The organism is Terriglobia bacterium, assembly GCA_020072565.1.
Classification (GTDB): Bacteria; Acidobacteriota; UBA6911; order UBA6911; family UBA6911; genus JAFNAG01.
The window spans coordinates 69,542-90,034 of sequence record JAIQGI010000016.1 but is presented as its reverse complement, the minus strand read 5'-3'; the positions used below and the strand labels follow the sequence as shown (position 1 = coordinate 90,034).

The window sequence follows — 20,493 nt, the reverse complement described above, 5'->3', positions numbered from 1 at the left end:
GCTAAGATGCGTTTTTTTTGAGGGCGTTCTTTTCCGCCGGGCGAATACAGGATCGGATGGCGGCGATCAGGGCGTCCGACGGACCGCTCTTGGTCTGATAGCCCTGCGCACCGGCCTGTCGCATGGCGGCGGCTTGCTCGCCCTCCTCGAACATGGACAGCCCGATGACATGGACCTCGGGCAGTTCCTTGTGGATAATGCGCGTAGCCTGAATGCCGTCCATCCCCGGCATGTTAATATCCATGAGGACGACATCGGGACGGATCTGACGGGCAAGGTTTACGGCGGCTTCGCCGTCGGATGCCTCGCCTACGATTTCAAGGTCGGGCGTGATTCGCAGTAATCCAGCCAAACCCTGGCGCATGACCACGTGGTCATCCACCAGCAGGACACGAATTTTCTTTTCCGCGCCGGGCGTTACCGGCCCGCGCTGCGGAGACATGACCACGGACACCCGCGGCGGTCGCTCGGAAAGTGGCTGGCCCGCCTCCTCCGCGGGCGCCGATTCAGGACCGACCAGCCTGAAGCGGCTGCCTCGTCCCGGGGCGCTGTCGATCTCCATCCTTCCACCCAGCAGACTCAGGCGCTCGCGGATGCTGAACAGGCCGATGCCACCGCCGCTGCCTCCCTGGGCCCGGAGCTGACTCGGATCAAATCCCCCGCCCTCGTCATCGACCACGATCTCGATCCGGCCTTCCCGTTGGGTGACTATCACAGCAGCCGACTTTACCCCGGCGTGTTTGACGACGTTGAACAACAGTTCGCGAGTGGCCTGGAACAGCAGGACAGTCACTTCCTCCGGCGCGGGCTGAATCTGCCGGGGTACCAGGAGACTGGCACTCAACCCATGTTTGTCGCGCATCCAGCGTGCCAGCCATTCCAGCGCCGGGACCAGCCCGCCCTGGCGCAGGATGGGCGGGCTGAGTTCGGCCGTGAGCGAACGGGAAGTCTCGATGGCGTCGTCGATAAGGTCCGCCACCTCCTCGGCCGTCCGACTCACATCCTGGCTGCGGTCCACCAGCACAAGCCGGAATTTTGCGGCGACCAGGATTTGCTGGAGGCCATCGTGCAGAACCTGCGCCAGCCTTTGCCGCTCTCGCTGCTCGGCCAGAGTCAACTGCGCGGCCAGCAACTGCAACTGGCCCGACCGTTCGCGCAGGGCCTGCTCCGTGAGGATGCGCTCGGATACCTCCTCGTGCAAGGTTGTGACCGCTTGTGACAGTTCAGAGGTCCGCTCCTGCACCCGCAGATCCAATTCATCCTTCGCCTTGCGGAGAGCCTCCTCCGCGCGCTTGCGTTCCGTGATGTCGCGGGCCACATGCACTGCTCCGATCATGCGCCCCTGCGCATCCGAGATGGGGGTCGTGCTGACGAGGAAGTCGCCGCCCAGGCGGTCTTCATGGACTTCCGCTATGTGTTCCCGACCGTCCGCCAGGGTCAGGACATGGGGGCAGAAAGCGGGCGGGATTTTCGCGCCGTGCACGTGCTCATAGCATTGAAGACCGGTGCACCCTTTCGGGAAAGTGGCCAGCCGCCTTTCCATGGCTTTGTTCATGCGCATGATCTGGAATTGATTGTCCAGGATTGCTATCAGGTCGGGCACGCTTTCAAAGGTCCGTTCCCACTCTTCTTTGGCCTGGAGCAGCGCATTCTCGGCCCGTTTTCGTTTGGTCAGATCCAGTGCGAAGACCGCAACTCCCGTCACGTTGCCGCTCGCATCCCGGACCGGATTGTGGGAGATCTCGAAATAGCGTCGCGTTGTTTCATCCTGACCGGCAATCGTCTCGACCGTGACCCGTTCGCCGCGCAGCGCCCGGTCCAGGTTCTTCTGCGCGGCATCGCGATCCCGGGTGACCGTGTGGTAATCGAGCGCGTTGTGCCCGATCTCGATATTTGCGCCGAAAAGCGCCTTCATGACTTCGGCGTGCTGCATGTTAAAGCTGGTGTAGCAGTAGTTACGGTCGACAGAGAAAACCGGCCCCTGGGCGCTTTCAAAAATTGTCTGTAGCAGGGAGCGCTGCTGTTCCAGACTCCTCTCGGCGCGTTTGCGGGCCGTGATCACCTCCGAAAAAATGATGATGCCTCCGATCTGCTGGTCGCCGGTCCGCCAGGGGTGGATCTCCCATCGGAGCCATTCAATCCGGCCATCAGGCCGGACGAACTGATCCTCCTCGCACTTCTCGGACGCTCCTTGCAGACACCGCTGGTGAACGGCTTTCCATCGGTCTTCGATTTCGGGAAACACTTCGTAGTGACTGCGCCCGATGATCTCGCCCTGCCCCAGGCCGTAATCATGTCGCCACCGGTCGCTGTGGGCGAGGTAACGCATCTCGCGGTCGAACATGGCTACGGCTGCCGGAGCATGCCGGACGAACAGCCGGAAGATCTCTTCGCGCTCTTGCAGAGCATCCTCCGCCTCACGCCGCTTCTCGTCCGTCCGATTGACCGATCTGGCGTTCATCCAGACCAGCCAGAGCAGGCAGACGGTAAAAGCGACCGCTACCAGGGCCACACCGATTTCCGAAGCGAAGGCGCCTGCACGCTCTCCCATCAGCCGCAATCTGCCGACCAAAAGCGGAATGATGAGGAGGGCCGGCAGGAGCCGGCGGGCCATAACGCCACCGGCATGTTCACCAGTGAGCACGCTCATCAGCCAGGTATCCGGACGGAGATAAAGAATTGCGATACAGAGGGCGCAGAAAGCGATGCCGGTATTCAGCGCCACCGGAATGTCCAGCCAGCCGGTCATCGCCTGAACATCGAGAAGGTAGCTGACCGGCACCAGGTAACTCGCGATGGCGGCCGGCAATATGACGGCATGAGCGATATTCGCCCCCCGGCGACCGCCGGCCGCCAGCAACATGAGGGAGCAACTGCTGACCACGAAAAGGATCGCGGTCAGCAACGCCGGCCGGTTGGGAGGCGCAAAAAAAAGGCCGAGGAATGGCGCGTTCACCAGGGATGGGTCCTGCCCTGTAACCATCGCGACGACGTACAGCACGGTAATCAGCAAACCCACCACGCACACCAGTACCGCGGGCGTTTGAAGAATCGGGAGACTGCGAACGTTGGACGGCTTCTCCTGCAAAAGAGCCAGTTCGATTGCCTGCAGGGCCAGACAAATCGCCGTGATCACCCTCATGGTGATCCACCGGGGGCTGATGCTCTTGAGCAGGGTGATGTCCAAAATCCATCCCAAGAGGGCCAGGAAGCTGATCGCAAAGACGGTCACGATTGCCAGCCTGGCGATCGTCCTCGCAGTACGCGGCTCAGTCAATGAATGCCGAAGTCGCATCACTATCCTCCCCGTCCGCTTGGCGTCCAGGAGATTCCCCGCCGGCAGTGTGCCCGTGGCCGCGGAGTATTGATTTTCGGGACACGGACTTTTGCCCGGCGGCCACGCTGAATTCACATCAATTCAGCATAACCGAAGCTTCTTCTTAGGCCAGCATATTCTTGCGTTCGCGCCGGAAATTCGGAAAGAGTCACCAAAGGTGCGAGGTCAAAAAGCACAACATTTGGGTAGGCTAATGGCAATCGGGCCACATGGTCTACATCGACCTGCGGTCGGCGGCAAAGCACCACCTTCGTGACCCTGACCTGGCCAGACGTCCGGATCAGCCCGGCCCAGAAGCCGCTCGTCATGTCTGGATCGCCTTTCGTCACAAACGCATTGGAGCTCAGTCCGGACCCATCTACAGTGAACTCAGATTATGGCTACGATCGAATGTTTTCATCTCGTATCGAGCGCCCCGGGATCGCGTGCCCCGTCCCCGATTCTGGAAGCCGGCACCGCAGAGCACCGCATGGTCGAGACGCCTCGATCAGAGGCGCATCCGAGTGGGAACGCTGGAATTCGGGCGCATGAACGACGGGGATTCGTCCTCCGGTGCGAGTGCGAGACAATTCGCAGAGCTCAGTTGGGCGACGCCCTGGCCTGGGAAACCTTGGTCCGGCAGAATGTCGGTTGGATTCTCCGCACGTGCAGCCGATGGGCAGGTTCCCGTGGCCGAGCCGAAGATCTGACTCAGGATGTGTTCATCAGAGTGTTCCAGACTCTCCACTCTTACCGAGGTGAACTTAGCCGATTTCGGATCTGGTTGAATCGCATCACCCGAAACCTGCTGATCGACGACTACCGCAGGAACCGCAAGGCGCGGCGTACCGTATCCTTTGACAGCGCCGACGAGCGGACGCAAAGTGTTCTCCGTGCGGTGCCCTCAGGCGGAACCAGCCCCGAAGCCGATTTCGAGAGGCGGGAACGGAGAGCCGCCCTATGCAGGGCGCTCCGGCTGCTCGCTCCGGAAGTGCGGGAGGCGGTCATTCTGCGCGATGTGCGGGGCCTTACCTACCAGGAGATCGGCCAATTGCTCAAGATGCCGGTGGGAACCGTAAAATCGCGGGTTCATCGGGGCAGGATCGAGCTGGTCCTCCGCGTGCGGCAACAAGCAACGTTATCGACCGGTTTGGGTCCGAGTGCTTCTGCGGTAGCATAGAGCCGGCAGACGACAAAGGAAGGCGACATGATCCTGAGGCGCGTGGGATTTAATGTCTTGCTGATCCTCCTCGCCGTCAACCTGATGGCGCTGGGCGAGCTCATTCATGCGCTGATGATGATGAATTGGCGGCCCGGCACGACCATGGGCCAGTTGTTTTTCGCGCAATTGTCATCTGCGGCCTGTTTTGGGATTCTGATTCCTCTCATTGTCCGGCTTGCGGAGCGTTACCAGCTGGCTCGTGAACGCTGGTGGAAGAACTTGCTCCCGATAGCCTTGGGAGGAGCTTTGGTCTGCATGATTCACCCTGCCCTGTACACAGGGCTGGATCGCCTCATCGGTGAGGTGCTCGGCCCGCCCTACTCTTTCCATTACCGTTACGGCTATGCCTTTGTGGAGGGCCACGCGGAGGTTCCGTTCTGGAAAGTCTGGTGGTACGTCCTGACCTACTACCTTACCTCATTAGTGTTCTTCTACGCGTGCGTCGTGGCTTTTGTATCTGCGCGCCAGTATTACCAGTTGCTGCGCAAGAGCGAGCTCGATCGCATCCGGCTCGAGTCGGGCCTGGCGCAGACCCGCCTCCACCTGCTTACGATGCAGCTGCACCCCCACTTCTTGTTCAACACGCTGAATTCAATTTCCGAACTCATGTACGAAGACGTGGCAGCGGCGGAGCGCATGGTTGCGCGGCTGAGCGAGCTGCTGCGCCTTTCTCTCGACCAGCGGGATGTGGCGCTGGTCCCGCTCGACAAGGAGCTCGAATACCTCGGAGTCTACCTGGAAATCGAGAAGATTCGATTCCAGGACCGGATCACGGTGGATCTCGAGATTGCACCGGCCGCGCGAGAATGCCTGGTTCCATTCCTGATCCTCCAGCCGCTGGTGGAGAATGCGGTACGGCACGGCATTTCGCGGCTGAGCCGGCCGGGGAAGATCCTGATCCGGGCCCGCCGGGACGCGGACCGTCTCGAATTCGAGATCTCCAACGACGGTCCTGCAGCTGCAGTGAGGATTCCCTCGGAGGGACTGGGCCTGGGCAACACCCGCGATCGGTTGAGAGCGCTTTATGGGGAAGATTTCAGTCTTGGATACGGTGCGATCCCGGAAGGGGGTTGGAGGGTTCGCCTCGCGATCCCCGGGGCGCGCGTCGAGAGCCCAGAGACTATGTGTTGATTGCGTTGCCCGGGTTCTCGCCGCGGTATCCCGCTTCCGTTCGGAACTATCGATTGTGATGCTGAACCTGATCACGACATTGGCGCGGAACCTCGAGGTCCGATCGCACTTCCTGTTAAGCGTTATGCCTTTCCGCGTGTAGAATGATGAAAAAAGGGGGGTCTCCGCGTGTATCGCGCGCTGATTGTAGATGATGAACCTCTCGCTCGTAAGAGGATCCGGCGCATGCTCAGCGGGGAATCGGACATTTCCGTGGTCGGCGAGTGCGCTGACGGGCACTCGGCTGTCTCTGCAATCAACGATCTGAGCCCCGACCTGGTCTTCCTCGATGTGCAGATGCCGGAGATGAACGGCCTCGAAGTGATCCGGGCTGTCGGCCCGCGCCGACTCCCTGCCCTGGTTTTCGTGACCGCCTACGATACTTACGCGCTGCAGGCCTTTGAAGCGGAGGCTCTCGACTACCTCCTCAAACCGTTTGACCCACTCCGTTTCCGAGAGACTCTGCAACGGGTCCGCCGCCGCCTCGGGGGGCAGGGCGGCGACGAGCTCAGCGAGCAGATCCGGCAGCTGGCGAGCCGCTTCGGCGCCGAGCCGAGGTATCTGCAGAGGCTGGTGGTCAAAACGGGGGACCGGGTGCTCCTTCTCAACATAGGCGATGTGGATTGGCTGGAGGCGGCAGGCAACTATGTCTGCGTGCACGCCGGCAAGCAGAGCCACATCGTTCGCGACAGCCTGGGACATATTGAATCGCGCCTCGATCCTGAGCACTTCGCGCGCATCCATCGCTCCACCGTGGTGAACCTCGACCGGATCCGTGAACTGAGGCCGCATTGGCACGGCGACTACAAGATCATCCTGCAGAGCGGTCAGGTCCTGCCGTTAAGTCGCCGCAACCGCGGGGCGTTGACTGAAAAGCTCGGCATCCAGGGGCCGCTGGCGTGACCAACGTCCAATGCCATTCCCGATTTTGCTCTCGGCCAGCAGGAGCGCGCCACGCAAGGACTGGCTACTTATAGACAGTCGTGGAATATTGAGATAGAAATCAAATTCCGAGCCCCGAAGGGGCGAAAGAGAATAGCACCGGGCCTGAGCCCGGGGTTGAGAGCAAGTGAAGAAAGAGCCTTGAAGGGGCGACACATCTTTCCTCGGAATTGTGTCCCTATAATATCTGATCCTCAATAGGCAGCTGGAGATTCTGCTTCTGACGGCCGCAGAGGTCCGTCATCGGATCGGGCAGAGAGAACTGGAGGTGTAGCATGCGCGGCCTTGCCGTCAAGCGCCGCCGGGGATTATTCCTGGCCGCTGCCGTGGTCATTATGGTGTGGGGAAGCGTCGGCTTCTACCAGGGACTGCACAGCGGATTCAGCGGCGGCTGGTATTGGGCCGGACACTCTCTTGGGCCTTTTGCTCCTTCAGCCACCTTTTGAGGACCCTCGTCGCAAAGCGATAGTGGCTGCCGGTGTTCGGTGCAAGATACGTCGTGAGTGGATACTTCCCCGTCCAGGCGAAATGTCCGGGGATGAGGAGCTCCTCAGGCGACAGCTGCCAGACCAGGGCGAGGATCTCTTCATAACTGGATTCAAATCCCTCTATAACCTTCTTGGTCGAACTCCGGCGGTGCTTGCGCCAGATGGCCCGGTTCAGCTCCGGTATCTGGTTCCACTTGTATCCCGGAGCGGGAAGGGCGGGTTTTCCACCCTCGCGCCCCTCGCGGTACCAGCGCAGGAACATCTGTTCCCACTCCATGAGGTGGGCGAGGAGATCTTGTATGGCCCAGCCGTCACCCCAGACCCCTTCCTCTCGATAGCGTGACCTCGGTATGGACCTCGCGAGCTCGACAAACGCCTGGTGCTCCTTCTCGTTCCTCTCCAAAAGCTCCCGCTTCGAACCGAATCTCATGGTAGACATCCCCCATGCGTGCCACATGCCCGGCATGCTCCAGCCTCTCTGCGCGACACGGAAGTTCAGCGGCAGCAACCTGTGGTTGCCGCGCGCCTGGGCTGGCATGTCGGATGTTGCCAGGTTCTGATTCCAGCTTCACGCCGACGGCCTCGTCCTCCTGCGAGTTCCTCCGGACTATAGCCTGCCCGGTGTCCTTTCGAGTTCGATCCAGAACGGGAGCCAGATTCTCCCGCGCAGTCGACAGCCGTGACGAATCCGGCAATCAAGACCGTCACGACGGCGGCAGACATCGCCACGAAAAAGATCGAAATCATTCTGGCATCCCGGTGTTTCATTTCACTCACCCCCACAGAAATTCCGAGCGGCAGGTTCAGCGAAGATTTCCGACGTCGAGCTTTTCGAGCCGGGTATAGTCCGGCGGCACGCTGAAAATGCCGGGGGGGACGATCTTCTCGGCGATTTCAACTACGCGCATCACATACTTTTTGTTGAATGGAAACCGCCCGGTCTCCTGTTCGATTCCCATTTGGTATCCCTTCATGCGTTTCTGCATCTCCTGCAGAAGCGCTTCATCTTTGTTGGAAACCAGCAGGCGCATGTTGGCAAGCGCCTCGTCGAACAACGCGACGTTAAAGGGAACGTCATTGGTGGTCCAGACGATGTTTTCCGCACGGTCCGTCTGTTCGCCGCCATAGGCGCTCCAGTTGATCAGGCGGAAGCCATTGCATGTTCGTCCCAGAATCTGCTGCGTTTCGCCCAGCGATTTCACCCGCCCCGACGTCTTGCGCTCTTCGAAAAATCTCGCGAGTTCAGGAGCATATGCCGTCGCCCGATTCACCGGCGGCGGGACTTCCAGATAGGTCTTTCGGTTGTGGTTCAGAAAAAGGAAGCGGTTCTTTTCCTTATCCAGGATGAAGGTCCGGCCTCCCTCGAGCAGCGCGACTTTGTTGCCCGCATGCCAGCCTTCCTCCATGGAAAAAAAGCGGGACTCGGCCTCGAGCCAGAAGAAATAGTCGGTCTCCCGGGTGATCATGCGCCAGTAAACGGCACGAACACCGGCTCCGGAGGCAGGCGCTTCCACGGGCTGCTGGCTTGCAGAAAATGGGCTCCCAGAATACTGAGCGGCCGGATCCACCGTTGGATTCACCGAGGCGGGCCGTCCGGCCATGGGCATCACCAGAACCGCCATGCCCAGGATGACGAGGGCGGCTGAAGCCGCAATGGACTTGCGATGATGCCAGGTTTTTTTCTCCAGCCAACGAATCCGCGCCACCAGCCAGAAGGGTTCTTCGAACACACCCAGCAGGCCCATTCCGGGTTCCACCTTTTCCGTCAGGAGTTCCCGCGCGGTGTTCAGAAGGGTTTTCCGATAGGCTTCGGTCCGATCCTGAAGCCGGGCCGCAAGGGTCTGGTCACAGCACATTTCGCGTACATGGCGCAACTGCCGGTTCGCCCACAGCAGGAACGGATTGAACCAATATGCGACCTGCAGCAGCATGACCAGGCCGTGAACCCACAGATCGCCCCGCTTCACGTGGCACAACTCGTGCAGCAGGACGTGCTCGGCTTCCTCCCTGCTCAGATCATTCAGATAGTGTTCCGGCAACAGCAGCACCGGCCGGAACACTCCATAGACCGCGGGCGTCGCCGCATCCCGGGAAAAAACGATGGCCGGCAGTTGCTCGAGATTCAGGCGCCCGCTGGTTTCGACCAGCAGCTCGTGAAACCACGGGGGGATCGTTTTGCGCTCCTCCTGTTGACGGTGCCAGCGGCGGAGCTTGGCCATCTTGAAGATTAAAAGAAACAGAAAGAGGCTCATGCCCGCCAACCAGAATGCAAGAAGGTATGCCTGGGGGACCAGCCGTGAAGATGCGGCAGGCGTGACTATTTCGGGCCGGCCGGAGCCGGCCACCGGCTGCGGGATGGCAGCGGACTCCGGGAGCGCCGGTTCCGCTCCCCGCAAGGCCGCCGGCGAAGGAAACTGCCGGTCCCAGACCCGACCCAGCAGCTGCTGAGTTTCCCCCAACAGCCGAGGCACCACCGCCGTGGGGAGATGCCAGCCGGGGGGTATCAGGAGCTTCACGAAGATCAGCAGCCAGAGCACGTACCGAATCTGCGGCCAGACCCTGCGCCGGATCAGCAGGTCAAGGCCGCTCACCAGGAGAATCAGGAGGCTGGCCTGCCAAAACATGGATCCCATCCAGTCCCACCATCGATACGCAATGATGTTCCAGAGTTCGATCATTTCTCCTCCTTTTCCCTGCGTTCTTCCTCCTCGAGGAGCTGAGCCAACTGGCGACGCTGTTTTTTAGTCAACTTCCGCCCTCTGACCAGGAAGTGGAGCAGGGGCTCCATTGCGCCGTCAAATGCCTGATTCAGGAAAGTGCTCCAGGCGCTGCCCCGGGCGGTCTCGGGTGAAACGAGAGCCTCGTAGACACTGACGTTTTTGTTCTTGCGCTCGCTGACGGCCCGCTTGGTTTCCAACCGCGTCAACATTGTCTTGACCGTGGTGTAGGCCCAGTCCACGCCTGGAGGCAAATGCTCGATCAGATCCCGGACCGTGGCCGGCTGGCAGCGCCACAACGCCTTCATGATCTGCCATTCCGCCTCACTCAATCTCATGGGAATGCACTCCTTTCTACATTTGTAGAAAGAATCTCATGAGCCCGATGTCCTTGTCAAGGACATTTTCTACATTTGTAGATGCATGAAGTCGTATCCCTATCGGAACGACAAAGGCCAGATAGTCAGCGTTCATTTTTCAGGTCCTCACCGATTTCCCCTTGTGCTCCCGAACAGAGGTGCTTATAAGAGAATGGCATGCGTTTTTTCCAACATTTTTGCGTCTAATCCTAGAGGCTGCGCAGCAGCCCCCATGCGCCACACCCTGCGCATGAAAATGCATGACCTTATTGCCGAAGGAGGCACGCATGAAGCGTTGGATGAAAAGAGATTTTGCGCTGGCCGTTGCTGTTCTGGTTGCGAATCTCGCGCCGGCGCAGAAAGCAACGTCGTTTCACGAATTCCTGCTCCGGCTCCTGGATATCAAGGCCGGTATGACAGTGGCCGACGTGGGTGCGGGTCGAGGAGAACTGGCCTTCCTGCTGGTCCACGAGGTCGGACCCGAGGGTGAGGTTTACGCAAACGAAATATCTCGAGAAAAGATCAACCAGATCGAAAAGGGGAAACGAGAGAGGAGTCTTGCCAACCTCACCACCATTCTCGGTGAAGTTGAGGATCCCCGTTTGCCGGAGAAAGTCGATTATCTTGTCATGGTCAAGGTGTTTCATCACTTATCCAAGCCGGACCAGTTCATGAAGAATGCCATGAAGTATTTGAAGCCGGAGGGCCGGCTGGTCATCACGGCCGTTCTGAACAAGCGGAATCCTCAAGCCCAGCCCCGCACATTCACCCTCAACGACCCGTGCGTAAGCGATCCCGAGGTAACAAGGAAAGCGATCGAGAAGTCGGGGCTCCTCTTCGAGAAGATCGCCCTGTACAACGACCCCAATCCGCGGGCAAGTTGGCCTACAAGCTACGCCTTGGTCTTCCGGTTGCCCCAGGCAGCGCCTTCGAATCACCAGTCTTCAGGATCTGATCCGGCACTCGGGAGCGCCCGAGCCTCCCAAATCGCAACCACGCTAAACACCGCCGAAGGTGTTGTGGCGCAGCTGTATCGCCTTGTGTCTTTCAGGGCAGGCAAGGAAGTGGACTGGGAGCTGGTCAAGGACCTGTTCATTCCCGAAGCGGTGATCGTCCTGCGGGCGAGCCGCACCGCGACAAGTGTGTTCAATCGGGCCGGGTTCGTGGCCGACTTCGCGGCCTTCATCAAGAGTGCGAAACTCGAGGAACAGGCCTTTGAGGAGAGAATCCTGGCCAGCCGGACCCAGGTCATGGGCGACGTCGCCCGTTCACTCGTGCTCTATGCGGCAGACATCCCGGCGGACTCACGCCCGCCCCAGCAGGGTCTCGACAGCTTCCTGTTGATGAAGAAGGACGGCCAGTGGCGCATCGTGTCGATCGTCAATGAACTCGTCGGCCCCGGGGTGCCGGTGCCCGAAGAGCTGCGAAAACACGATACCGTATCGACGCAGGTGCGAGCCGCAGCCCGCTGAGCGCCTCGAGCTGATGAGCCGGGTGGCTACAGCCTTGGGCAACGCTTCGTAGATCAGGATCGATGCCGTAACATGCCAAATCACGGCCGCAGCCCCGATGGCTGCCATAAGGATTGTGTAGTTCATAATCTTCCCCGACTCTCCCTGAAAAGGTAGATTCCGGGTGCCGCAAGGCGCTCAGGGCCCGGCTTAGCGAACCCCTTTCCCGTCCGGTCCCCGGGACATTTCCTATCGTAGGAAACGGGAGACCGACTCCATGACCAACGACTCCACCTCTGTCTTGCCATCCATGGCGAATCGGATGGACAGATTGCCGGATTCGTCCTGCCAGCGGCCTTCAGTGCCCAGTGGCTTCAGGCGAGTGACCCTCTTTGCCGAAAGGTTGTGCAGGAGAAGGGTTCCTCCTTCATATTGAACTACGAACTCGGCCTGCGCCTGCGCCAGCAGGTACTTGCCCGGATAGCCACGGAGCTCGGCCGGTAAGTCCGCTGACGGTACATCCGGCGGTCCGGTGCGGCGCAGCATCATAATCTCGTGCACCCGAACCTCGTTGACAGCGCCCGAAACCGCCGCCTCGAACGTGATATACACACGGTCGGAGAGCGTGCTCTGCCAGATTCCCTTCTCATCCGCATCCTTCAGTGCGAGGGAGATCTTCCCTGGGATATCCAGAACCAGCGACCCATCCTGGACGATGATCCGCACCATGCCCTTGCCGCTGTGGGTGTATTCTCCCAGGTACTTCTCATATTTCTCGGCGGTGAGGGCATTCGGTTTCACCGGACCGCCCGCTCCGATCCGATATTCGAGGATCTCCATTTTGCGCGCATTCAGCGCCGTGGTTGTGGACTGGTGAATCCCGATGCGTATGTGTCCTGAGTCGACGAGGTCGGTTTCCCCGACCGTCGAATCGACAGGGATCCAGCCGGCCTCCTCCATGTAAATCTCGTTCCAGGCGTGCTGGGCGAAGGCGCCGCCCCCGGAGGGGACATACAAGCAGCCCCAGACCACACGCGCGGGAATGCCAACAGCGCGGCAGAACGCCGCCACCAGGAACGAGTGGCCGCCGCACTCACCGCTGCGGGTGTCATACACTCCCCGTGCAGTGCCCCCGCCGGGAATCGCCCCCTCGATGTTCTCGCCGACCCATCGGCTCAAGCGGCGCGCCGCTTCCCAGGAGTCCCTGGAACCCTTTGTGATCTCCCGGGCCTTTTCGACCAACACAGGATCGTCCGACTGGATCAGCTCCGATGCCGCCAGATGATCCTTCAGAGCCGGCTCCCGGCTGAAATCGGGCGGGAAAGGGGGCGCCTTCGAGCCATCGTAGCGGCGATGCTCGATCTCAAACTCGCCCTCCACACGATTGTCCTTGACGGTGCCGGCAAAGCGTTGTCCTGGTATGTTGAGCCCCTCCGGCGACACCCAGAAGCCGGTGGGATCGATGGTCGTGCGGACCTTCATGTAGGAGATTTCTCTGGGATTCGGGATGGAAATGTTGGCGTTGGCGATGAGGTTTGCGTCCAGGTTGGCCGTCTGGACCGCCTGCACCACCGAAGCGTCGGCCAGGTACGAAAGCCGGTTTGGATGTCGGGTCTGGACGGCGATTCCGGTCGCCGGTTCCAGCCACAGCGTCGATTTCATCCCATTCCACTTGTTCAACGAGTCCAGAACGATGGTCTCGTAAGTCTTGCCCGCACGCCGGAGTGTCTCGATTCTTGCCCTGGTGTAAACGGTTTCCTGTACCTGGGCGTCGCGCCCGTCGAAGATCGGATAGGTTTTGGTCTCCAGCCTGCGGCCGACAAAATCCACCACGAGGTGCGGGTAGTAGAGAGTGTTGGCCAGTACGACATCCGGTGGCAGTGGAACCACCTGCTCCTGGTTTGTCCCGCTTCCCGAGACGAATGCCTGTCCGCCCTCGATGCGGATTTTTGATGCCAGCCGCATTCCTCCCTGCTCGATGGTGCTGTCGTGGTAGGTGAATCGACCTGTGGCAGGATCGATATGATAGGTCAGGCCGAGTCTGCTCTCGACTCGGCTCCCCAATGCCGTCATTTGCATCAGAATCGTGTGCTTCAGCAGAAGCATCTTTCTGCCGTCCTGAAGGAGCGGCGAGGTCACATACCGTGCATAGCCGCACAGAGTGCCGTTCATTTCAATCGCGTAGTAGTACTCTCCGGCCGCGGGCGGATTTGAGACCTGGGCCGGCCAGGCCGGCAATAAGAGAGTCGGCAGAAGCAACACCCATCGAACCGATTTCATCGGAAGCCTCCTTTCGGCACCATGCCCGAAAATACCCATTCAGCCTCCACTGCCCAAACTCACAAGCACGCCTCACTCCTGGCTTTCACGCGAATCGCCACCTCCATGAGCCCGTAATATGCGGCGAAAGCCGCCAGGAAAAGATAGAGCTGCGGATACCACGGCACCTCGGCCAGCCAGCGGATGATCGGGATTCCCGGTGCGCCGACCCAGTTCCCGTGATCGACGTTGACGACAAAAGTCGCGATGACGTCGAGCACTACAAAAGCAAGCACCCCTGCGGTCAGCGCGGATATGCCGAACCGCCAGTAAAAGATGTACCAGCAGGCCACAAGGGGCAGTGAAATGGCGCACGTCAGATTGGTGAGCGCTACGTATGCAGGATACTCCCAAGTAGAACCCCAGGCGGCCCGGACGAGCAGCGACAATATCAGCCAGTAGACGAAGGCGGCTGCAAGGGCCAGTCCAAATTTCACGCGCACAATTTCCCGGTCGGTCACCGGCAGCATGCGCAAAAACGCATACGATTCCATTTTTTCGCTCCACAGGACCGAACTGCTCAGCCAGGCGGGCACAAAGATCGCCATCATGGAGATGACGCTGCCTTTGCCCTTCAACAGCAAGAAAGCCGGCAGCGAGAATGTCCCCAGATGGGTGAGGAAAAAGAAGGAGGTTTTTCGAGCGATGGCGAACATGTCACTCTCCCTTCAGCATCGCAATAAGGATGTCGTCGAGACGGGCGTTTTCCACCTTGACGTCGCCGGAGGCGATCCCCGCCGCCAGTTGCTCGCGGATGGCGGAAAAGTCCCGGGTGAGCCCCGAGTTGCCGAAGGGCTGCTCGCGGACATCGGCGAATTGCCTGACCAGGGCGGGATTCAGCGCCCCATCTCTAAAGTGGATCCGCTTCCATCGGGCCAGCAGCTCGTCCTTTTCGGCCTGAAGCACGAACTTCCCGTCATCCAGGAAGTTGACGCATTCGGCGATCTCCTCGAGACCATCGGTGATGTGAGACGAGACCACAACGGTCCGCTCCCCGGCGGCAACGTACTGCCGCAGGCGGTTGAGAATCGTGCGGCGCAGAACCATGTCCAGGCCCGCTGTCGGTTCGTCCAAGATGAGCAGGTCTGCCTCGTGCGACAGCGCAAGTGCGATCGAAAGGAGCGTTTTCTGGCCCCTGGACAGGTGTTTTATAGTTTTCTCGCGGCTGATCTTGAATTCGTCGAGCAGGTGGTAAAAAGCGCTGCCATCCCAACGCTCGAAGAATGAGGCGGCGAAGCGGGCATTGAATCCGACGGACCTGTCGCCGTAGAAGCTCGGCTCCTGGGGGACGTAGCCGATCCGGTTTTTGATCCCCTTTTCCCGGTCGTCATAGCTGAGGCCGAAGACGCAGACTGTTCCGGAGCTTGCCGGGATCTGATGGGCAAGCAGCTTAATCAGCGTGGTCTTGCCGGCCCCAATGGGCCCGAAGAATCCCACGATGCAGCCGCAGGGAATCTCGAGGGATATCTCCCTCAGGGTGAAATCATGGTATTGCTTGGTGAGGCTCTTCGCCTCCAGAATGGGGGGCATCTCAGTCCTCCTGAATCTGCCGTACCAACTGCACAATGTCGTCGGCCGATATGCCGAATTTTTTGCCGGTACCGAGAATCCTCTCGAGCTCGGTTCGGAATTCGGCAAGCTTCTCCTTGCGCAGGCTCTCCAGATCCACCTCAGAAACAAAGGAACCCATCCCGGCGCGGGTGAATATGTAGCCTTCCTTCTCGAGGTCCAGGTACGCGCGCTTGATGGTGATCGCGCTGATTTTCAGCGCTTCGGAGAGCTCGCGGACGGAGGGGAGTTTCTCGTTCGCCTTGATATCGCCTGAGGCGATGGCGTGCTTGAGTTGATCCGTGAGCTGCTTGTACATCGGATCGGGATGGCTTGGCGACAGAGCAATGAACACCACGATCTCCTTACGTAATTAGTATAGATAATATACACAGTATAACTAGTAGTATTTATTGTCAAGAGAAAAATCCAGTGAACGCAGTTGCAATTATATGTTATTGAAAATTAACAACATATACTCATGTGACCAGCGCCATAGGCCGGAGGCTGCAGGCGATTGGAGGAACCTGTCTCTCGCGAGTCCCGAGGTTGTAGCACCTGTCCTCAGAATTTTTGCATTTTTCTCTTGCAATATGAAGATATGCTGATATAGTGCTATATATCATTATAGAGACGGAGGCTGACCATGCAACTCGGCAACGTGACCATCGAAACCGTTCCCGCCCTGGCTGGACTGTTTGCCCCCTCCGGCGAAGAGATGGAAATTGCCCGGCGAGTTCAGGCCAGGCTCTTGCGCCGCAGGATTCCGCAAATGGAAAACCTCGCATGGGGCGGATGCTATTTTCCTGCCGGGGGGATCGGCGGGGATTACTACGATTTCATTCATCTCGGGTTGAGACGCGTCGGCCTGGTGTTGGGGGACATTTCGGGAAAAGGAGTGCCGGCTGCGTTGATGATGGCCAGTCTGCAGGCGACCTTGCGGAGCCATTCCCCTTCCATGGCAGATGACTTGCCGCGACTGCTGCGGTCGGTGAACCGGCTGTTTTGCGACTGCACCGGGGAGAGCGACTTCGCCAGCTTGTTCTTTGGGGACTACCACGATGCGACGCGATGTTTGCGATATGTCAACTGCGGGCACACTGCGCCGCTGCTGGTCCATCGTGATTTCAGCGTCGACAGGCTCGCATCCACCGCGACGGTCCTCGGCATGTTTACGGACTGGGACTGCTCGGTCGGAGAGGCAGCGCTTGTTCCCGGCGACACTCTGCTGCTTTTCACCGATGGTGTGACTGAGGCAATGAACGAAACAGGGGATGAATTCGGCGAAGCCCGGCTGTTGGGTGTGTTGAAGGCATCCCGGCACGCGGCGCTGGGGGCGCTTGTGCATGAAATGGCGGCGGCGGTCCGAGAGTTCAGCGGCAATCGCCCTAAAGACGACGTGACCCTGCTGGTCGCGCGTCCGGTCGAACCGAGGTAGGGGGTGTCCATGCAACTCCATATCAATCCCGGCGACGAGCTGCCCATCTACCGTCAGATCATGCGCCAGATCGTCGACGCGGTGGCCGGCGGGAGGATCGCGCCCGGCGAGCAGCTCCCTTCGCACCGGGACCTGGCGGAGCAGCTCGTCATCGCTCCCCTGACGGTCAAGAAGGCCTACGACGAGCTCGAGCGGCAAGGGCTCATCAGCACGCAGCGGGGGCGCGGCACCTTCGTGTGCGAGCGGGTTCCGGCGATCGAACCCGCAGAGCGGCGCGAGCGGTTGCGGGACGCTGCCCAGCGGCTCCTCTCGCAGGCGGCCTTGAGCGGGGTTTCCTTCGATGAGGTTTTGAGTCTGCTGGCAGAAATCCAGAAAGGAATAGAGCGATGAGAGTCCTCGAGTTCAACGACGTGTGCCGGGCCTATCAGCGCGGAGCCGACGTGCTCCGGGGAATCACTTTCGCCCTGGAAGCCGGGGAAGTCGTCGGCCTCCTGGGGAAGAACGGCGCCGGCAAGACCACGCTGATACGTGTTGCCATCGGGATGATCGAGGCGCAGAAGGGGAGTGTGAGGGTTTTCGGTCTGGATCCCCGCGCGGATGCCCTGGAAGTAAAACGCCGGGTGGGGTACGTATCGGAGGATCAGGTCCTTCCCGAGTTTCTCTCGGTCGGCGAGGTGATCCGGCTGCACCGCGGACTCTTCCCGACATGGGATGACAGCCTGGAGCGCCGGCTGCGCGAGCGCTTTGCCCTGTCTCCCAAATCCAAAATCAAAACCCTCAGCAAGGGGCAGGCGCGCCAGGTCGCGCTGCTCTGTGCTGTGGCCCACCGGCCCGAGCTGCTCCTGCTTGATGAACCGGCGGGAGGTTTGGATCCCTCCGCGCGCCGCGAGTTCCTGGAAACCTCCATACAACTGCTCAACGAAGCCGGCACCACCATCCTTTTCTCGTCGCATTACATGGCCGATGTGGAGCGCATGGCAGGCCGCATCGTCATGATCCACGAAGGCCGGCTGCTGCTCGACAACAACCTGGACGATCTGCGGGAGAAATTCACTCTCGTCATGGTCCCTAAAGTCCCTGAGGACTGGCGCGCACGGCTGCGGGGCGCCGCGGGGTGTCTGTCGGTTCGCGACCAGGGGGACGCCCTGCACGCGATTTTCGCCCTCGAGCCGGAACGCTGCCGCCGCGTCGTAGAGGGGGATCTCGGCTTTCATGACGCCTACTGCACACCCATCGCGCTCGAAGACATGTTCATCGAGCTGGTGGGAGGGAGGTCCTGATGTTTGCCCTGTTGCGACGGGATCCGCTCATCAGCTCGCACGCGCTGAAGATGGGTGTCGTCATGGCTCTGAACGCGGTGTTGGTCGCGGGATTGGCGGTATTGCTGTCCGCCTCTCCCGGCACGCGGACGTTCGGGCCCTTTGGGCGCCTGGCCCTTTTGGCGGTTCCCATCTGGCTTTCCATCTTCCCTTTTCTGTGTTTCGGCAAGGTCGCACAGCGCTGCCTGCCGTTCGACCTGGCTTTGCCGCATTCGGCCCGGACACTCTGGCTGGCTCACGTCATTGCCCTGTCGTTGTTCGGCCTTGCGCTTCTGGCCCTCTCAGGAGGAATTCTGCACCTCCTGTTCTCTTTTTTATATAAGGCTCCACAATATCCTTCCATGTTCCCGGCAGCCTGGATCGACCTGATTCTTCCCATGGCGGCGAGTTTCATCCTGGTCGGCGTCCTTCTGCAACGCGCCAGCCCCTCGCAATGGTGCATCCCGCGGACCGGGAAATACATTTCCTTGTCGGTCCTGGCTGTTTGCGGCGCCCTGGGGCTGATACTTGCACTCGCGGCTCTGTCTGCCTGGCTGGCAATCCTCCCGCTGGTGCTTGCTCTTGTGCTCGGCCATCGGACCTGGCGCTCCGTGCCTCCAACCTTCACTCTGGTTCCATTCGAAGCGCAAGAGTGTGAGCAGCCTTCCGCGGTTCAGAATGACGCTGCGCCCCACAGGGAGCGCGCGCCGGATTGGGAGGAAGATGCAGGAGGCCGCGATGCCGGAGGTATTGGTTTCGCCTGGCTCCTGTTCCGGTCGCTCTACGGCAAGCTGGCCCTGAAAGGATACGCCTGTTTCGCGTTCTACCCGCTCCTGATCCTGCTGGGAATAGTTTTGTCGGGATTCATTTCGGTCTGGAAAGACATCGAACTGCCGCAGCTGACGTGGCTGTTTCTGACGGCCTATCTTCTTTTTACGCTTTTGCCGGCACAGATGGTGCCGCTCCAATTCTTTTCGCTGCTGCCGATCTCGCTCCGCCGCATCTTCGCCTGCTTGATGTTGCCGGGCATTCTGGCCTTTGCCTTGGGATATGGAATTGGAGGGGCCGGCAAGGCTCTCATCCAGGGTTCGAGGCTGATGGTCAAGTTCCAGAAGGAAAGAACGAGTTTGCTGCCGACCTACTCGTCGAAATATCCCCAGGTCCGGGTTCCCGCTCAATATTTCGAGATTGCCTGGGACGGGCGGGCGCCGGAGAACACTTCGCCCTGGGGGGAATCTCACCCGGCGCGCACGGATGCCCTGTACGCGGGGAGCCGCATCGCGGTCTATGAGCCCTTCAGCACGCCCGGGGATTGTACGCCGCAATTCGCCGCGCTTCAGATCAGCAGGGCCATGCAGGCCGTTTATGGCAAGTCGATACCATATCAGCAGGTCCTGGATCGATACCTTGAAGTCAAGGGCAACGCAGCCGTTGCCTTGAAACAAGGTGCCGGGCGGCTTCTGCAGGATTACCCGGATCTAATCCCATTGCGGGAAATCCCTCTCTTTCCAATCGTCATGCTCGTCATCGCGGGCACGTGGCTGCTTATGGCAGCCCTCTATTTCCGGGCTACTCGGGCTACCGTTACCGACGCTCGACGCAAAGGGATCTACTTCGGAATGTTGGCGGTGGTTTTGCTGATCAACCTAGCTCCAGTTCCCACAACAATCACCGGATTCGCCAGGCTGGAAGTCGTGGGGGCATTCCTGAGCGTTCTCATCCGATATGCAGTCGATGCACTGCCGGGAGGCACTCCGGCGCTCTGGTTCATTTGCGCAATCCCACTGCTGGGCTTGTACTGGCTTGCCCAGTCACAGTTCCAGCGCATCGAATTGGTACCGGGCCGCCCATGGCGATAATCGGAAAAATGGACGCGACCCAATTTGGAGCGCCCTGGATGCTGCGCGTATCAGTTCATCCTCGGGAAAACGCAGAGCTTTCCACGTGGCTCCATATAAAGATGGGCAGCATCCCCATGTATGCGTTTATGCGACGGGACTGCTTGGTGCGGAAAGGTATTCTTGGTTGTGGCTGGAGGGCGTGGACACATGCTGCGCCTTACACGGACCTCATACTTTATTCGCGCTCTGGCTTCCCTGGGAACGGGAAGGGACATGAGATTCCAATTGGTGGACGACATCGGAGTGCCGGCCCTTCGGGCCTCCATCATTCGCTGCGGCAAACCCCGCGCTAACGCGCGGGGCTACTCACTGCCGGCGCTTCGC

General features: G+C 59.9%; 16 protein-coding genes. 8 read left to right on the top strand and 8 right to left on the bottom strand.

Annotation, left to right across the window (positions count from 1 at the left end):
- Position 1: 1 nt before the first annotated feature.
- Positions 2 to 3,295, bottom strand: coding sequence for a PAS domain-containing protein (locus LAP85_11640; GenBank protein ID MBZ5497046.1), 3,294 nt, complete (start codon positions 3,293 to 3,295; stop codon positions 2 to 4).
- Between the two features lie 418 nt (positions 3,296 to 3,713).
- Here LAP85_11640 and LAP85_11635 point away from each other — a divergent pair, with 418 nt between their 5' ends.
- The 3 genes from LAP85_11635 to LAP85_11625 all read left to right on the top strand — a co-directional run bounded on the left by LAP85_11635 (position 3,714) and on the right by LAP85_11625 (position 6,611).
- The gene (locus tag LAP85_11635; GenBank protein ID MBZ5497045.1) at positions 3,714 to 4,496 is read left to right on the top strand and encodes a sigma-70 family RNA polymerase sigma factor; all 783 of its coding nucleotides are present in this window, start codon (positions 3,714 to 3,716) and stop codon (positions 4,494 to 4,496) included.
- A 27-nt stretch (positions 4,497 to 4,523) separates the two neighbouring features.
- On the top strand, positions 4,524 to 5,669 hold the full coding sequence (locus tag LAP85_11630) for a histidine kinase (GenBank protein ID MBZ5497044.1): 1,146 nt from the start codon (positions 4,524 to 4,526) through the stop codon (positions 5,667 to 5,669).
- 168 nt (positions 5,670 to 5,837) lie between these two features.
- A complete protein-coding gene (locus LAP85_11625) occupies positions 5,838 to 6,611 on the top strand; it encodes a response regulator (GenBank protein MBZ5497043.1) in 774 nt (257 codons plus the stop codon).
- Positions 6,612 to 7,031: 420 nt separating this feature from the next.
- Here LAP85_11625 and LAP85_11620 read toward each other — a convergent pair whose 3' ends face one another.
- The 3 genes from LAP85_11620 to LAP85_11610 form a co-directional block, all read right to left on the bottom strand.
- A complete protein-coding gene (locus LAP85_11620; GenBank protein MBZ5497042.1) occupies positions 7,032 to 7,568 on the bottom strand; it encodes a ClbS/DfsB family four-helix bundle protein in 537 nt (178 codons plus the stop codon).
- Positions 7,569 to 7,941: 373 nt separating this feature from the next.
- On the bottom strand, positions 7,942 to 9,816 hold the full coding sequence (locus LAP85_11615) for a DUF4412 domain-containing protein (GenBank protein ID MBZ5497041.1): 1,875 nt from the start codon (positions 9,814 to 9,816) through the stop codon (positions 7,942 to 7,944).
- Complete coding sequence (locus LAP85_11610; protein ID MBZ5497040.1) at positions 9,813 to 10,193, bottom strand: BlaI/MecI/CopY family transcriptional regulator; 381 nt, start codon at positions 10,191 to 10,193, stop codon at positions 9,813 to 9,815. The genes LAP85_11615 and LAP85_11610 overlap by 4 nt, the downstream gene beginning before the upstream one ends.
- A 308-nt stretch (positions 10,194 to 10,501) precedes the next feature.
- Between LAP85_11610 and LAP85_11605 the strand changes: the two genes are divergently transcribed.
- A complete protein-coding gene (locus LAP85_11605) occupies positions 10,502 to 11,686 on the top strand; it encodes a methyltransferase domain-containing protein (protein MBZ5497039.1) in 1,185 nt (394 codons plus the stop codon).
- Positions 11,687 to 11,914: 228 nt separating this feature from the next.
- Here LAP85_11605 and LAP85_11600 read toward each other — a convergent pair whose 3' ends face one another.
- The 4 genes from LAP85_11600 to LAP85_11585 are packed head-to-tail and all read right to left on the bottom strand — an operon-like array spanning position 11,915 to position 15,887.
- Positions 11,915 to 13,945, bottom strand: a complete 2,031-nt coding sequence (locus tag LAP85_11600) for a hypothetical protein (protein MBZ5497038.1) — start codon at positions 13,943 to 13,945, stop codon at positions 11,915 to 11,917.
- 59 nt (positions 13,946 to 14,004) lie between these two features.
- The gene (locus LAP85_11595) at positions 14,005 to 14,640 is read right to left on the bottom strand and encodes an ABC-2 transporter permease (protein ID MBZ5497037.1); all 636 of its coding nucleotides are present in this window, start codon (positions 14,638 to 14,640) and stop codon (positions 14,005 to 14,007) included.
- A gap of 1 nt (position 14,641) precedes the next feature.
- Entirely contained in the window at positions 14,642 to 15,514 is an 873-nt protein-coding gene (locus LAP85_11590) for an ABC transporter ATP-binding protein (GenBank protein MBZ5497036.1), read from the bottom strand.
- A gap of 1 nt (position 15,515) precedes the next feature.
- A complete protein-coding gene (locus LAP85_11585; protein MBZ5497035.1) occupies positions 15,516 to 15,887 on the bottom strand; it encodes a GntR family transcriptional regulator in 372 nt (123 codons plus the stop codon).
- 291 nt (positions 15,888 to 16,178) lie between these two features.
- Here LAP85_11585 and LAP85_11580 point away from each other — a divergent pair, with 291 nt between their 5' ends.
- From LAP85_11580 to LAP85_11565, 4 genes are read left to right on the top strand one after another with little or no spacing between them, the layout of a single operon-like run.
- A complete protein-coding gene (locus tag LAP85_11580; GenBank protein ID MBZ5497034.1) occupies positions 16,179 to 16,970 on the top strand; it encodes a PP2C family protein-serine/threonine phosphatase in 792 nt (263 codons plus the stop codon).
- A 9-nt stretch (positions 16,971 to 16,979) separates the two neighbouring features.
- Entirely contained in the window at positions 16,980 to 17,360 is a 381-nt protein-coding gene (locus LAP85_11575) for a GntR family transcriptional regulator (GenBank protein MBZ5497033.1), read from the top strand.
- A complete protein-coding gene (locus LAP85_11570; protein ID MBZ5497032.1) occupies positions 17,357 to 18,250 on the top strand; it encodes an ABC transporter ATP-binding protein in 894 nt (297 codons plus the stop codon). The genes LAP85_11575 and LAP85_11570 overlap by 4 nt, the downstream gene beginning before the upstream one ends.
- Positions 18,250 to 20,127: a hypothetical protein gene (locus LAP85_11565; protein ID MBZ5497031.1), complete on the top strand. Its 1,878-nt coding sequence runs from the start codon at positions 18,250 to 18,252 to the stop codon at positions 20,125 to 20,127. Before LAP85_11570 ends, LAP85_11565 begins: the two co-directional genes overlap by 1 nt.
- Positions 20,128 to 20,493 lie beyond the last annotated feature (366 nt).

Excerpts from the sequence above, each read along its gene's own strand:
- LAP85_11600 (MBZ5497038.1), bottom strand. The coding sequence starts at position 13,945 with ATGAAATCGGTTCGATGGGTGTTGCTTCTGCCGACTCTCTTATTGCCG.
- LAP85_11620 (MBZ5497042.1), bottom strand. The coding sequence starts at position 7,568 with ATGAGATTCGGTTCGAAGCGGGAGCTTTTGGAGAGGAACGAGAAGGAG.
- LAP85_11570 (MBZ5497032.1), top strand. The coding sequence starts at position 17,357 with ATGAGAGTCCTCGAGTTCAACGACGTGTGCCGGGCCTATCAGCGCGGA.
- LAP85_11640 (MBZ5497046.1), bottom strand. The coding sequence starts at position 3,295 with ATGCGACTTCGGCATTCATTGACTGAGCCGCGTACTGCGAGGACGATC.
- LAP85_11580 (MBZ5497034.1), top strand. The coding sequence starts at position 16,179 with ATGCAACTCGGCAACGTGACCATCGAAACCGTTCCCGCCCTGGCTGGA.
- LAP85_11630 (MBZ5497044.1), top strand. The coding sequence starts at position 4,524 with ATGATCCTGAGGCGCGTGGGATTTAATGTCTTGCTGATCCTCCTCGCC.
- LAP85_11590 (MBZ5497036.1), bottom strand. The coding sequence starts at position 15,514 with ATGCCCCCCATTCTGGAGGCGAAGAGCCTCACCAAGCAATACCATGAT.
- LAP85_11635 (MBZ5497045.1), top strand. The coding sequence starts at position 3,714 with ATGGCTACGATCGAATGTTTTCATCTCGTATCGAGCGCCCCGGGATCG.
- LAP85_11575 (MBZ5497033.1), top strand. The coding sequence starts at position 16,980 with ATGCAACTCCATATCAATCCCGGCGACGAGCTGCCCATCTACCGTCAG.
- LAP85_11610 (MBZ5497040.1), bottom strand. The coding sequence starts at position 10,193 with ATGAGATTGAGTGAGGCGGAATGGCAGATCATGAAGGCGTTGTGGCGC.
- LAP85_11565 (MBZ5497031.1), top strand. The coding sequence starts at position 18,250 with ATGTTTGCCCTGTTGCGACGGGATCCGCTCATCAGCTCGCACGCGCTG.
- LAP85_11605 (MBZ5497039.1), top strand. The coding sequence starts at position 10,502 with ATGAAGCGTTGGATGAAAAGAGATTTTGCGCTGGCCGTTGCTGTTCTG.
- LAP85_11615 (MBZ5497041.1), bottom strand. The coding sequence starts at position 9,816 with ATGATCGAACTCTGGAACATCATTGCGTATCGATGGTGGGACTGGATG.
- LAP85_11595 (MBZ5497037.1), bottom strand. The coding sequence starts at position 14,640 with ATGTTCGCCATCGCTCGAAAAACCTCCTTCTTTTTCCTCACCCATCTG.